Annotated in this window: 14 protein-coding genes; 12 read left to right on the forward strand and 2 right to left on the reverse strand. The window is 58.3% G+C overall.

Annotated elements, in window-relative coordinates:
* Positions 1–2: 2 nt before the first annotated feature.
* On the reverse strand, positions 3–2,069 hold the full coding sequence (locus tag FHX16_RS14320) for a lytic transglycosylase domain-containing protein (RefSeq protein WP_259129117.1): 2,067 nt from the start codon (positions 2,067–2,069) through the stop codon (positions 3–5).
* A 213-nt stretch (positions 2,070–2,282) separates the two neighbouring features.
* Between FHX16_RS14320 and dapA the strand changes: the two genes are divergently transcribed.
* Positions 2,283–3,167, forward strand: a complete 885-nt coding sequence (gene dapA / locus FHX16_RS14325) for a 4-hydroxy-tetrahydrodipicolinate synthase (protein WP_259129118.1) — start codon at positions 2,283–2,285, stop codon at positions 3,165–3,167.
* A 103-nt stretch (positions 3,168–3,270) separates the two neighbouring features.
* Complete coding sequence (gene smpB / locus FHX16_RS14330; protein WP_025659866.1) at positions 3,271–3,750, forward strand: SsrA-binding protein SmpB; 480 nt, start codon at positions 3,271–3,273, stop codon at positions 3,748–3,750.
* Between the two features lie 46 nt (positions 3,751–3,796).
* On the opposite strand, the gene FHX16_RS14335 is transcribed toward smpB, so the two are convergent.
* Positions 3,797–4,381 carry an NYN domain-containing protein gene (locus FHX16_RS14335; protein ID WP_016553375.1) on the reverse strand — a complete coding sequence of 195 codons (585 nt, stop codon included), beginning with the start codon at positions 4,379–4,381 and terminating at the stop codon, positions 3,797–3,799.
* 286 nt (positions 4,382–4,667) lie between these two features.
* Here FHX16_RS14335 and rpoZ point away from each other — a divergent pair, with 286 nt between their 5' ends.
* From rpoZ to FHX16_RS14385, 10 genes are all read left to right on the forward strand, one after another.
* Positions 4,668–5,072, forward strand: a complete 405-nt coding sequence (gene rpoZ, locus FHX16_RS14340; RefSeq protein ID WP_016553376.1) for a DNA-directed RNA polymerase subunit omega — start codon at positions 4,668–4,670, stop codon at positions 5,070–5,072.
* 100 nt (positions 5,073–5,172) lie between these two features.
* The gene (locus FHX16_RS14345) at positions 5,173–7,416 is read left to right on the forward strand and encodes a bifunctional (p)ppGpp synthetase/guanosine-3',5'-bis(diphosphate) 3'-pyrophosphohydrolase (protein ID WP_183751658.1); all 2,244 of its coding nucleotides are present in this window, start codon (positions 5,173–5,175) and stop codon (positions 7,414–7,416) included.
* A 164-nt stretch (positions 7,417–7,580) separates the two neighbouring features.
* Complete coding sequence (locus FHX16_RS14350; protein ID WP_065814341.1) at positions 7,581–7,730, forward strand: DUF3563 family protein; 150 nt, start codon at positions 7,581–7,583, stop codon at positions 7,728–7,730.
* Between the two features lie 141 nt (positions 7,731–7,871).
* The gene (locus tag FHX16_RS14355; RefSeq protein ID WP_183751656.1) at positions 7,872–8,456 is read left to right on the forward strand and encodes a DUF2062 domain-containing protein; all 585 of its coding nucleotides are present in this window, start codon (positions 7,872–7,874) and stop codon (positions 8,454–8,456) included.
* Positions 8,453–8,857: a holo-ACP synthase gene (acpS, locus tag FHX16_RS14360; RefSeq protein WP_183859463.1), complete on the forward strand. Its 405-nt coding sequence runs from the start codon at positions 8,453–8,455 to the stop codon at positions 8,855–8,857. The genes FHX16_RS14355 and acpS overlap by 4 nt, the downstream gene beginning before the upstream one ends.
* A 115-nt stretch (positions 8,858–8,972) precedes the next feature.
* Positions 8,973–9,716 (forward strand): signal peptidase I, encoded by a 744-nt coding sequence (gene lepB / locus FHX16_RS14365; protein ID WP_183751654.1) that lies wholly within the window; start codon positions 8,973–8,975, stop codon positions 9,714–9,716.
* Complete coding sequence (gene rnc / locus FHX16_RS14370; RefSeq protein ID WP_016553382.1) at positions 9,713–10,432, forward strand: ribonuclease III; 720 nt, start codon at positions 9,713–9,715, stop codon at positions 10,430–10,432. Before lepB ends, rnc begins: the two co-directional genes overlap by 4 nt.
* Positions 10,433–10,440: 8 nt before the next feature.
* On the forward strand, positions 10,441–11,379 hold the full coding sequence (era, locus tag FHX16_RS14375; RefSeq protein ID WP_019279736.1) for a GTPase Era: 939 nt from the start codon (positions 10,441–10,443) through the stop codon (positions 11,377–11,379).
* A 133-nt stretch (positions 11,380–11,512) separates the two neighbouring features.
* Complete coding sequence (locus tag FHX16_RS14380; protein WP_183751652.1) at positions 11,513–12,265, forward strand: Crp/Fnr family transcriptional regulator; 753 nt, start codon at positions 11,513–11,515, stop codon at positions 12,263–12,265.
* A gap of 143 nt (positions 12,266–12,408) precedes the next feature.
* Complete coding sequence (locus tag FHX16_RS14385; RefSeq protein WP_405049287.1) at positions 12,409–12,852, forward strand: response regulator; 444 nt, start codon at positions 12,409–12,411, stop codon at positions 12,850–12,852.
* Positions 12,853–12,916 lie beyond the last annotated feature (64 nt).

A 12,916-nucleotide genomic window follows, 5' to 3' on the forward strand; every position in this document is an offset into this window, starting at 1 on the left:
AATCAGGAGGAACGGCCGTAGGTCAGGTCGCGGACGATGTCGCTCGGCTGACCCAACCGTGCCTTGTAGACCTCATAGTTCTCAATCACCCGCTGTACATAGTTGCGGGTTTCGGGGAAGGGGATCCGCTCGATCCAATCGACAATGGTGTCGATCGATTGGCCGCGTGGGTCGCCGTAGCGGCCGATCCATTCAGGCACACGCTTGGGACCGGCGTTATAGGCTATGAACGTCATGATATAGGAACCGCCAAAGGCGTCGATCTGCTCGCCGAGATAATGTGCCCCGAGCGTCGCATTGTAGCCGGCGTCGGCTGTCAGTCGGTCCTTGGAATAGGCGATGCTGTGGCGCTTAGCGACGGCCTTCGCGGTTCCCGGCAATATCTGCAAAAGCCCGCGAGCGTCCGCGGCCGAAACCGCGGCCGGGTCGAAAGCGCTCTCCTGCCGGGCGATCGCGTACGCGAGTGCTTTGCCGGAACCGGAAATGTTGGCGTTCGTCGGAATGACACCGAGAGGGAAGGCAAGCGCTGCGACATCGACGCCGCGCGAATAGGCGATCTTGCCGACCTGCAGCGACAGATGGTGGTCGCCTGAACGTTCCGCCTGCGCACTCAAAACCGAAAGTTCGCCGGGGCTCTGCAGTTGCTCGGCGAGCGCGAGATAAAGGCTCTTCGCCCGCCACCCATGGCCGGCCGCGTCAAGGCGGGCGATGGCCTGTACCGCTTCGCGTTCAAGATAGCGTTGCCGGTCGGCCTGGGTGGGTGATGGGTAGGTGACATTCAGTGTCTTGCGGCCGAGCTTGTCGCTGGCCAGTTGCCCATAAAAGGTCGTCGGATAGCTGGCGGCCTTGGCATAGAATTCGGATGCCTTTCCAGGTCCACCGGCCTCGGCGGACCGTCCCATCCAGTACCAGGCGCGAGACACCGAAATCGGTCCATTGGAAAAATCGAGGATCTTGCGGAAATGCGCCTGTGCTGCCGCCGCGTCCTGTAGGCCCCGCAGAGCGTACCAGCCCGCATGGAACTCCGCCTCAACGACGTCGGTGGGTGTTGTTGCAGTGTAGTTGGCAACAATCCCGTAAGCGGTCTTGAATTCCCCTTGATCGACCAGGCCGCGGCTCACAATCCGTTGTTCGTTCCACCACTCGCCGGCATTGACCAGTTCGTCCCGATTGCGGGGGGCCTTTTGCAATAGCTTGGCCGCTTCCGCATATTTGTCCTGTTTTCGCAGGTATTCGATGCGTGCGAAAAGGTAGCCGGCGTCGCCTTTCCACTGGCCGTCGACAGCGGTGAGAAGTGCACCGGCGTTGGGCGCCTTGTTCATAACAGCCGCCCAGGCTTTGTAGAGCGATTGAACCTGCCCCATATCACCAAAGCGCTTGGCCTGCGCCGCGCGATTGCGATACATCAGGTAGTCCATTCGCGCCTTATGATCGGCTGGTGTCAGCAGGCTGGCGAATTCTGCGAGAATCTTGTCTTCAGTCGGCTTGTCGAGTGTCTCGCCGCGCCAGACCTTCCGGATGTACTTTGCCGCCTGGCTCTGCTTGCCGGTGGCGACGAGTGCCCGAGACAGGATCATCGCGCCGGACGTCGTCTCGGGCGCAGTCTGCCCGAAAGCAGCCAAAACGGAGCCAGGGGCAGGGTTTTCGTCGTAGATGGCACGCTCGGAATAGGCCCGTAGCTTCGCTAGCCCCGGCCATCCCTGCAACTCCTGGGCGGCTCCGGCGATTTCCGAGGAGGGAATACCCTTCTGGCCCGAGACCGCGATTGCCCAAGTCAGAATGTGCCGGTCAAGCGTCCCGCTTCCCATACGGTCACGAATGGAAATCGCCTGCGCGGGATTGTTATCCGAAAGCGCGTCCAGCCCGGATTTCAGGTCGCTGTTGATCGGTGCCTGGCTGCGCGGAATCGAGCCGGTGATGATTGATTCCGGTACCGACGTCTGCGGAACGAAACCTATCGGCTTTACATCGGGAACGGGCACGGCCTCATTCGGAAGCGAAGACGCCAGGCTGCTCCACGCGGCGGCGGTAAAGCCGAGGGCGGACAGGATCAGGACTGCTCTCTTCATGGGACTCTCGCAATGAAAACACGCCCAACCATTTGGCGGGAGCCATCTTAACGAAAGCTTACTGAAGCCAGTAAACTTCGTTCACATTTGCTATCGGAATTTGCCCTAAACCGATCCCTGCGCGCTTGTCGCGGCGATTTCACCGCACTATGGTGCCCCACCAATATTCAAGGAATGCGGCCGAAGCGTGAAGTCGGCCATGAGGAGTTCTGCATGTTCCAGGGATCCATTCCCGCTCTCGTCACTCCCTTCACTGATGCTGGCCAGGTGGATGAGGCCTCGTTCGCGAGCCACGTCGACTGGCAGATCAAAGAAGGCAGCAGCGGTCTCGTTCCGGTCGGCACGACCGGCGAATCTCCGACGTTGTCGCATGCCGAGCACAAGCGGGTGGTGGAACTTTGCATCGAGGCTGCGGCCAAGCGCGTGCCTGTGATGGCCGGCGCTGGTTCGAACAATACGCGCGAAGCAATTGAACTTGCCCAGCATGCCGAGAAGGCGGGCGCGGATGCGATCCTCGTGGTTACGCCTTACTACAACAAGCCTACGCAGAAGGGTCTGATCGCACATTTTTCGGCAATCGCCGAGGCGGTGAAGCTGCCGATCTATATCTACAATATCCCCGGCCGTTCCGTGATCGATATGACGCCGGAAACGATGGGCGCACTTGCCAAGGCGCACTCCAATATCGTTGGAGTCAAGGACGCCACCGGCAAGATCGAGCGCGTGTCCGAGCAGCGCCTTAGCTGCGGCAAGGAGTTCAGACAGTTGTCGGGTGAGGATGCGACGGCGCTTGGCTTCAATGCCCACGGTGGCGTCGGTTGCATCTCGGTGACAGCCAACGTCGCGCCGCGCCTTTGCGCCGAGTTTCAGGCCGCGACGCTTGCCGGCAACTATGCCAAGGCGTTGGAATACCAGGATCGTCTGATGCCCTTGCACAAGGCGATCTTCCTGGAACCCGGTCTTTGCGGGGCGAAATATGGCCTCGCAAAGTTGGGAAGAATGAGCCGCAACGTGCGTTCGCCGCTGATTTCGACGCTGGAACCCGCCACCGAAGTAGCGATCGATGCCGCCATGCGTCATGCCGGCTTGCTGAACTGAGGCAAGCTGCTCGGCCTGCCTTCACAGGCAGCCGATGTTCCCCTACATAAAGGCAAGAGAGAAGGGCGCGGTCGTCGCGCCCTCGAGCATTTTGGAATGTGTTATGGCGCCCAAAGGCAGCGAGCGCGTGGTCAAGAAGATCGTGGCGGAAAACCGCAAGGCGCGCTTCAACTACGAGATCATCGACACCTACGAAGCCGGCCTCGTGCTCAAGGGCACCGAGGTCAAGTCGTTGCGCGAGGGGAAGGCCAATATCGCCGAATCCTATGCTTCCGACGAAGATGGCGAGATCTGGCTGATCAATTCCTACCTACCTGAATATCTGCAGGCAAACCGCTTCAATCACGAGCCGCGTCGGCGCCGCAAACTGCTGCTCTCCGGCCGCGAGATCAACCGGCTGCGCGCCGGCATCAACCGCGAGGGCATGACCTTGATTCCGTTGAAGATCTATTTCAACGACCGCGGCCGCGCGAAAATGGAATTGGCGCTCGCCAAGGGCAAGAAGCTCCACGACAAGCGCGAGTCCGAGAAAGAGCGCGATTGGAACAGGCAGAAGAGCCGTCTTCTCAAGGACAACGGCTAATCGGAATCCGAGCATCGGCGTTGAAGACGACGCTGAACGCTCGAATTTAGGCGTCCAGGTCGGTTGGTGCCGCAGGTTCGGTCGTAGGCCGCGGTGGCCGCTCCGAAGGATCGCGTCCGATTTCGTTCTTCAACGACAGAAGATCGATGAAGTGATCGGCCTGCCTGCGCAGGTCATCGGCAATCATCGGCGGTTGCGTTGCCATCGTCGAGATGACCGAGACCTTGCGGCCCTTGCGCTGAAGTGCCTCGACAAGCGTCGTGAAGTCGCCGTCGCCGGAGAAGATGACGAGATGATCGACGGTTTCCGATTGCTCCATGGCATCGATCGCCAGCTCGATATCCATGTTGCCCTTGATCTTTCGGCGTCCCATCGAATCCGTGAACTCTTTGGCCGGCTTGGTGACGACCTTATAGCCGTTGTAGTCGAGCCAATCGATCAGCGGGCGAATGGAGGAGTATTCCTGATCTTCGATCAGAGCCGTATAGTAGTAGGCGCGCAGGAGATAGCCGCGTTTCTGAAATGCCTTCAACAGCTTGCGGTAGTCGATATCGAAACCCAGACTTTTGGACGCAGCGTAGAGATTGGCGCCATCGATAAAAAGAGCAATTTTTTCGCGTGGATCAAACATCGCGTACCAATCCAATGTGAGCAATCTTAATGCTTTCGTCAGAAACCCAAAAAAACAATGGGTTATGCGATCGCTTGGAACAATTCTTACTTTATGAACTATTCATATAAGAAAGATTTAGGGCACGATTCGCGATATTCCAAGCAACTTTTGGTGGAAACCCGCTTTGCATCCAAAATTCGTTGGCGTTGTGAGTTGGGGCTTTGCGCAATGAAAACTTGAATTTGCCCGGTTTTAATTGTATCGGGCGTGTTAATCCCGAGATCACGACCGCAAAGGACAGGCAATGGCCCGTGTCACCGTTGAAGATTGCATCGATAAAGTTGAGAACCGCTTCGAGTTGGTTCTGCTTGCCAGCCACCGTGCCCGGCTGATTTCTCAGGGCGCTTCGATCACGATCGATCGTGACAACGACAAGAACCCGGTTGTGGCGCTTCGCGAAATTGCTGACGAGACGCTGTCTCCGGATGATCTGAAGGAAGATCTGATCCATTCGCTGCAGAAGCACGTCGAAATCGACGAGCCAGAGCCCGATCCGGCGAGCCTCATCGCAGCCGGCGGCGTTGCCGCGGCAGACAGCGAAGAGCAGGAAGACCTGCCGGAAACGATTACCTTCGACCAGATGTCGGAAGAAGAGCTTCTGGCTGGTATCGAAGGCCTGGTGCCGCCGGAAAAGAGCGACGATTACTAATCGTCAACCTTGCACCATTATAGCTTCGGCATATTATTGCATATCATGTGCGCCAATCCGTGATTGGCGCGCTTTTCTTTTTTAATGGAGCGGTTTCGGGATGATGCGGCAGTACGAGCTCGTGGAGCGGGTTCAGAAATACAAGCCCGATGCCAACGAAGCACTGCTGAACAAGGCCTACGTCTATGCAATGCAAAAGCATGGACAACAGAAGCGTGCGAGCGGCGATCCCTATATTTCGCATCCGCTGGAAGTTGCCGCCATCCTGACAGACATGCACCTTGACGAGTCGACCATCGCGGTTGCGCTGCTTCACGACACCATTGAGGATACGACGGCAACCCGCGCCGAGATCGATGAGCTCTTCGGGGAGGACATCGGGCGACTGGTCGAGGGACTGACGAAGATCAAGAAGCTCGATCTCGTCACCAAGAAGGCCAAGCAGGCTGAAAACCTGCGCAAGCTGCTGCTGGCCATTTCCGACGATGTGCGTGTGCTTCTCGTCAAGCTCGCCGACCGCCTGCACAACATGCGCACACTGGATCACATGTCGCCGGAAAAGCGCGCCCGCATTTCCGAGGAGACGATGGATATCTATGCGCCGCTGGCCGGGCGCATGGGTATGCAGGACATGCGCGAGGAACTGGAAGACCTCTCATTCCGCCATATCAACCCGGAAGCGTACGAGACTGTCACCGGGCGGCTGGAGGAACTCTCGAAGCGCAACGAAGGTCTGGTCAAGAAGATCGAGACCGAACTGGGCGATCTGCTCGTTGCCAACGGGATGACCGGCGCGATCGTCAAGGGGCGTCAGAAGAAGCCGTACTCCGTGTTTCGCAAAATGCAGTCGAAGTCGCTGTCCTTCGAGCAGCTTTCGGATGTCTACGGTTTCCGCATCATCGTTGACGATATTCCTGCCTGCTATCGGGGGCTGGGTATAGTTCACACCCGCTGGCGCGTGGTCCCCGGCCGCTTCAAGGACTACATCTCGACACCGAAGCAGAACGACTACCGTTCGCTGCACACGACGATCGTTGGTCCATCCAGCCAGCGCATCGAGCTGCAGATCCGCACCAGGCGCATGCATGAGATTGCAGAGTTCGGCATTGCTGCCCACACGCTCTACAAGGACGCCGCTTCGACCTCAGACAACGATATCCTTTCGCGTGAATCCAATGCCTATTCCTGGCTGCGCCATACGATCGAGGCACTCGCAGAAGGGGATAGTCCTGAAGAGTTTCTTGAGCATACCAAGCTTGAGTTGTTCCAGGATCAGGTCTTCTGCTTCACCCCAAAGGGCAAGCTGATCGCGCTTCCGCGTGGCGCGACGCCGATCGACTTCGCCTATGCGGTTCACACCAATATTGGCGACACGACCGTCGGCGCTAAGATCAATGGCCGCATCATGCCGCTCGTGACCCGTTTGGCGAACGGCGACGAGGTCGAGATCATTCGTTCCGGCGTGCAGGTGCCGCCGGCAGCCTGGGAAGAGATCGTCGTAACGGGCAAGGCAAGGGCGGCGATCCGTCGCGCCACGCGATTGGCTATCCGCAAACAGTATGCCGGCCTTGGCCATCGCATTCTGGAGCGGACGTTTGACCGAGCCGGAAAGATCTTTTCGCGCGAAGCGATGAAGCCCGCGCTCCATCGCCTGGGGCAGAAAGACGTCGAAGACGCCATCGCGGCAGTCGGTCGTGGCGAGATGTCGTCACTGGACGTGCTGCGTGCGGTTTATCCTGATCATCTGGAGGAGCGTGTGACGGCCAAGCCGAGCGGCGACGACGGATGGTTCAATGTTCGCAGCGCCTCAGGCATGATCTTCAAGATCCCGGGCAAGCCCAAGTCGGCCATCGACGGCGCGGATGTCAAAGCGGACATCGATATGGATGCGATGCCGATCCGCGGCATCTCCAGCAATGTCGAGGTGCAGTTCGCTCCGACCGGCGCTGTCCCCGGTGACCGTATCGTCGGGATCATGAACGTCACGGAGAAGGGGAACGCGATCACGATCTACCCGATCCAGTCTCCGACGCTGCAGCGTTTTGACGATCAGCCGGACCGTTGGATCGACGTGCGCTGGGATCTCGACGAGGCCAACAAGTCGCGTTTCATGGCGCGCATTATGGTCAATGCGTTGAACGAGCCCGGTACTTTGGCGAAACTCGCCCAGACCGTTGCCGGTGTCGACGTCAATATCCGGGTGTTCAATACCGTCCGTGTCGCAACCGACTTCACCGAAATGACGCTCGACGTCGAGGTATGGGATCTACGGCAGCTTAACCAGCTGCTCGCCCAGCTGAAGGATCTGGAGTGCGTCGCAACCGTTCGTCGGCTTTACGAATAAGGCTGTTGCACATTTTGTGATCGTTTCGTGACGGAAATCGCACGGATATAGGGCTAGGTATGCGATATGCGCATGGCTGCGCCTATGTTAGAGCGTTGGTAATCACGGCCGCGTGCGCCTATCTTCCAGTCATCGGAAAATTGAACAGAAGATGAGGCAAAGAAATGTTTACACCGATTAAGAAGATCGCCCGTGCACTGCGTGCGCCGACTGCTGAAGAACGTGAAATGGCTTACCTGAACGGCTCTTTCGACCGTATCGATCTTGAATATCGTCAGCGTCAGGTTGATCGCGGCCTGTTCCGCATCCGGTAATACCGAGCCTATACTTGAAGAACGGAGGGGGCGTATCGCATATCGCGCCCCTGGTGAATGCTCAGTCTGCGATGATCAAATATTGACTGAGATGGTCTGGCGCTCTTGTCACGCCGGTGCGGCGTGCACTACATACGCGCCATGTTGTTCAGACGTAGAAAACCTGCCGGATTTCGTGAAAAGGTCCGTGAGTTGCTGTGGCCCCGTAAGGGATTCTTGCGGCCGCTCCGCTACCTCACGATGCGTGTTCTCCGCTTGACGGCGTCGCCGCACGCCGTCGCGATGGGTGTCGCCGCAGGAATCTTCGTGTCCTGGACGCCCTTTATTGGCGTCCACTTCGTCATGGCCTTCGTGCTCAGTTACTTCTTCTCCGGCAATATGGTCGCTGCGGCGCTCGGTTGCGCCGCTTTCGGCAATCCGCTGACCTACCCATTCATCTGGGGAGCGACCTGGGAGATCGGTCACCTGCTGCTTGCGCGTCACGACGCAATGCCGGGGCAATCGATCGACCTCGGCGCGCTGTTCCACGAACTGCATTTCAGCGAACTCTGGCGACCCGTTCTCGAGCCGATGCTTGTCGGCTCCATTCCGCCTGCACTTTTGACTTCTGTCATCGTGTATTTCGGAACCTTCTACGCCGTGAAGGGCTTCCAGACGCGCCGCCGCGAACGGCTGATGACGCGTGCCCGCATTCGTTTGTCACATCCAGTGCAGGAAACCGTATGATCATCGGCATCGGCAGCGATCTCATCGATATCAGGCGCGTCGAGAGGTCCCTCGAGCGCTTCGGCGAGCGCTTCACCAATCGCTGCTTTACCGAGATCGAGCGAGCGAAGTCCGATCGGCGTGCCAATCGGGCGGCCTCCTATGCCAAGCGTTTTGCCGCCAAGGAGGCATGCTCCAAGGCCCTTGGAACCGGCATGGCGCAAGGCGTGTTCTGGAGGGATCTCGGTGTCGTGAACCTGCCAAGCGGCAAGCCGACGATGAAGCTCACGGGCGGCGCGGCAGAGATGCTGCAATCGATGCTGCCGGCCGGCCACAGGGCTGCCATTCATTTGACGATAACGGATGATTATCCCTTGGCGCAGGCTTTCGTCATTATCGAAGCGCTGCCGGATAGCGTCTGATCAGCGACGTAGAGTCGCTTTTAATGTTGGCGCCATTGCCGCAATCGGCCGAAGCCGCTAGAGAGAAGCAAACAAGAGTTGCGTCGTTATTGGCGCGTTGAAGGAATAAGACTGCGTGTCCGAAAAAGTCGAAACCAAGCCGAACGCCCTTTGGGAAAACATCAAGGTCATCGCACAGGCGCTGATTTTGGCGATGGTTATCCGAACGGTGTTTTTTCAGCCGTTCACCATTCCGTCCGGCTCCATGATGCCGACCCTGCTTGTCGGCGACTACATTTTCGTCAACAAGTTCGCCTACGGCTATTCGAAGTACTCGCTGCCTTTTTCCCCGAACCTGTTCAGCGGTCGCATCTTCGCGAGTGAACCGAAACGCGGCGACATCGTTGTCTTCCGCTTCCCGCCGAATCCCGAAGTTGATTACATCAAGCGGCTGGTCGGCCTTCCCGGTGATCATATTCAGGTCCGGGAAGGTGTTCTCTACGTGAACGGCACGGCGGTTCCGAAGGTGCCGGACGGCACTTTCAATTCCGACTATGCTCAAGATCCGGGCCAGGATGTGCCCGTCTTCCGCGAGACGCTGGACAATGGCGTTACCTACGACACGCTCGACCAGTCTCCGGTTTCCCGTGGCGACAACACGCGCGAGTTCATCGTTCCGGAAGGTCACTACTTCATGATGGGCGACAATCGCGACAATTCGCTCGACAGCCGCTTCGATGTCGGCTTTGTGCCGGCGGAAAATCTGGTCGGTCGCGCCAGCGTCATCTTCTTCTCGCTCGGCAACGACACATCGTTCCGCGAAATCTGGAAGTGGCCGACGAACATGCGCTGGGATCGTCTCTTCAAGGGCGTTGAATGAGTAAGGCGCAGACGCTCTCGGCGGCGGATCGGACACGGCTTGAAGCCCTGATCGGTCATCAGTTCGCCGAGAAGGAGCGGCTGGATCGGGCTTTGACGCATGCGAGTGCCCGCACGCAAAAAGGCGGGAACTACGAGAGGCTGGAGTTTCTTGGCGACAGGGTGCTTGGCCTCTGCGTCGCCGAATTGCTCTTCCGCACATTCGGCGCGGCAACCGAGGGCGAGCTCTCGGTCCGTCTCAATCAGCTCGTCAGTGCCGATACCTGCGCCGAAGTCGCCGATGAGCTCGGTCTGCACTACTTCATTCGCACCGGCGCTGACGTCAAGAAGCTGACCGGAAAGCGCATGATGAATGTCCGGGCCGACGTGGTCGAGAGTCTCATCGCGGCGATCTACCTCGACGGCGGCCTTGAGGTCGCGCGGCGCTTTATCCTGAAGTTCTGGGAGAAGCGGGCAGCACGCGCCGACGGTGCGCGGCGCGACGCGAAGACCGAACTGCAGGAGTGGTCGCATGCCAAATTCGGCGTCACGCCGATCTACCGGGTTGATGAACGCAGCGGACCGGATCATGATCCACGCTTCACGGTTACTGTGGAGGTCGCCGGTGTTCAGCCCGAAACGGGAATTGAACGCTCAAAGCGGGCCGCGGAGCAGGTCGCAGCCACGCGAATGCTGGAGCGCGAAGGCATTTGGCAGAAATCCTCTGCCGGAAACTGACGGGACAGATGACAGAAGAACACGAAATGGCGGACGGCTCCGCTGAAACTGCGGGTGCGACACGGTCGGGCTTCGTTGCCCTGATCGGTCCGACGAATGCCGGCAAGTCGACACTGGTGAACCGTTTGGTCGGCGCAAAGGTCTCCATCGTCAGCCACAAGGTGCAGACGACGCGTGCGATCGTCCGGGGCATCGCGATCCACGACAATGCCCAGGTCGTGTTCATGGACACGCCAGGTATTTTCAAACCGCGCCGGCGGCTCGATCGCGCGATGGTCACGTCGGCCTGGGGTGGCGCCAAAGATGCCGACCTCATCATGCTGCTGATCGACAGCGAGCGCGGTTTGCGCGGTGACGCGGAAGCCATTCTTGAGGGCCTCAAGGAGGTGCATCAGCCGAAGATCCTCGTCCTGAACAAGATCGACCGGGTCAAGCGCGAAGATCTGTTGGCGCTGGCGGCAGCCGCCAACGAGAAGGTCACCTTCACGCAAACCTTCATGATCTCGGCCGAGAACGGGTCCGGTTGCGAAGACGTCATGGATTATCTGGCAAAGACGCTGCCGGAAGGGCCATGGTATTACCCCGAAGACCAGATTTCCGATCTCCCCATGCGCCAGCTTGCGGCTGAGATCACCCGCGAGAAGCTGTTCCTTCGCCTGCACCAAGAACTTCCCTATTCGTCGCATGTCGAGACGGAGAAGTGGGAAGAACGCAAGGACGGCTCGGTTCGCATCGAGCAGGTCATCTACGTCGAGCGCGACAGTCAGAAGAAGATCGCGCTCGGCAAGGGCGGCGAAACGATCAAGGCCATCTCTTCTGCATCACGCCGAGAGCTTTCCGAAATTCTCGAGCAGCCGGTCCATCTGTTCCTGTTCGTGAAGGTTCGCGAAAACTGGGGCGATGATCCCGAGCGCTTCCGCGAAATGGGGCTGGATTTCCCGAAGTAGCGAAAACAGCTTCTACAGCGTTGTTTCTGCGGCAAAAATTCGGTCGCGTATGGAACAACCCTGGGGTTTGCGTGTTCTTATATGAACGCGCCGCCATTGCCGGCGGCTTTCGTCATCGAGCACAAGGGCCTCTATGGCAACCCCGCGCGCCACTCACTCGTTCAAAACACCGTGCGAGCAGTGTCCGCTGCGTGCCGACCCGACGTTCCGGGAATTCAGTGGCGAAGAGCTGGATTTCGTTTCTAAGTTCAAGCGAGGCGAACTGGCTGCTGACGCCGGCGCGACAATCCTCGTCGAGGGCGCCCATAGCGCTCATCTCTTCACGGTTCTCTCCGGCTGGGGCTTCCGCTATAAAACGCTGGAAGACGGGCGCCGGCAGATCCTGAACTATATAATGCCGGGCGATCTGATCGGTCTGCAGGGGACGATCATGGGTGAAATGCAGCACTCAGTCGAAGCGTTATCGCCTGTGTCCCTGTGCGTCTTCGAACGCGACAAACTAATGGCTCTTTACAACAAGCATCCTTCGCTCGCCTTCGACATTACCTGGATCGCGGCCCAGGAAGAGCGAATGCTTGATGAACATCTCTTGAGCATCGGCCGCCGGACAGCCCTCGAGCGCGCAGCCTACCTCATTGCATTCCTGTTCGAGCGGGCAAGGCGACTAAAGCTTCTCACCAAAAATGCCTCGATCCCGATTACCCAACAGCATGTGGCGGATACGCTCGGCTTATCGATCGTTCACACGAATAAAACATTGAAAAAATTATCAAATCGAAATTTGATCCGCTGGCAGGAGCGTGCCTGCGAGGTGCTTGATGGCGAAGGGCTGCTTGCCGCCGCTGGGTGGGAAGGGCTTGGAGAAAAAGTCCGGCCGTTCATATAATGCATGCGGGCGCTATGTCTTTTTTAAATGCATGCTGCGAGACATGGACCTAAGGTCATCCATGCCATCTTTCTTCCTGCTTGCTTTTTATCGACCCGAAACGAAAAAGCGGCTATGCAAGTTAAGCGGTAGATAGTCGTCGGATATGGGGCGTCAGAGGTGGAAATCCGGAAAATGCAGGGGCCGAGCGTCTTAGGCGACACTCAGCAAGGGGCGTATTGGGTATGAAGGCAAACCGTGTTCTGGTCCTTGAGGACAGTTTGATCATCGCTATGGAGGCGGAGGATATCCTTCGTCAGGTGGGTGTCGAGACGATTAGTATCGTCAGCGGCCTCGAGCAGGCGATGGAGGTGACCAAGACCGAGGCTTTCGATTTCGCACTGCTGGACGTCAACCTTGGTGAGGTCATGAGCTTCGATTTCGCGCGCCATCTGTCGCGCGTGAACATTCCCTTCGGCTTTGTGAGCGGCTATTCAGATACGAAGGACTTTCCCGAAGACCTCCGGAACGTGCCGCTGCTCGTCAAGCCGTTTGGCGAGTCGGCGATGCGCGACTTCCTTCAGAAATTGTTCCCGGCGGACGCCTGAGCGCCTTTTCATGACAGGGCGTCGGTGTTGCGGTAGGATCGAATCGTAGAGTTCAGGGTTCGTT

Origin of the sequence: Rhizobium sp. BK661, assembly GCF_024808825.1 — a bacterium.
GTDB lineage: Bacteria > Pseudomonadota > Alphaproteobacteria > Rhizobiales > Rhizobiaceae > Rhizobium.

Bases quoted from the DNA above. Each gene is read 5' to 3' on its own strand.
- FHX16_RS14350 (WP_065814341.1), top strand. From the start codon at position 7,581: ATGTTTACACCGATTAAGAAGATCGCCCGTGCACTGCGTGCGCCGACT.
- rnc (WP_016553382.1), top strand. From the start codon at position 9,713: ATGAGTAAGGCGCAGACGCTCTCGGCGGCGGATCGGACACGGCTTGAA.
- rpoZ (WP_016553376.1), top strand. From the start codon at position 4,668: ATGGCCCGTGTCACCGTTGAAGATTGCATCGATAAAGTTGAGAACCGC.
- smpB (WP_025659866.1), top strand. From the start codon at position 3,271: ATGGCGCCCAAAGGCAGCGAGCGCGTGGTCAAGAAGATCGTGGCGGAA.
- FHX16_RS14345 (WP_183751658.1), top strand. From the start codon at position 5,173: ATGATGCGGCAGTACGAGCTCGTGGAGCGGGTTCAGAAATACAAGCCC.
- FHX16_RS14355 (WP_183751656.1), top strand. From the start codon at position 7,872: ATGTTGTTCAGACGTAGAAAACCTGCCGGATTTCGTGAAAAGGTCCGT.
- acpS (WP_183859463.1), top strand. From the start codon at position 8,453: ATGATCATCGGCATCGGCAGCGATCTCATCGATATCAGGCGCGTCGAG.
- FHX16_RS14335 (WP_016553375.1), bottom strand. From the start codon at position 4,381: ATGTTTGATCCACGCGAAAAAATTGCTCTTTTTATCGATGGCGCCAAT.
- FHX16_RS14320 (WP_259129117.1), bottom strand. From the start codon at position 2,069: ATGAAGAGAGCAGTCCTGATCCTGTCCGCCCTCGGCTTTACCGCCGCC.
- dapA (WP_259129118.1), top strand. From the start codon at position 2,283: ATGTTCCAGGGATCCATTCCCGCTCTCGTCACTCCCTTCACTGATGCT.
- era (WP_019279736.1), top strand. From the start codon at position 10,441: ATGACAGAAGAACACGAAATGGCGGACGGCTCCGCTGAAACTGCGGGT.
- FHX16_RS14380 (WP_183751652.1), top strand. From the start codon at position 11,513: ATGGCAACCCCGCGCGCCACTCACTCGTTCAAAACACCGTGCGAGCAG.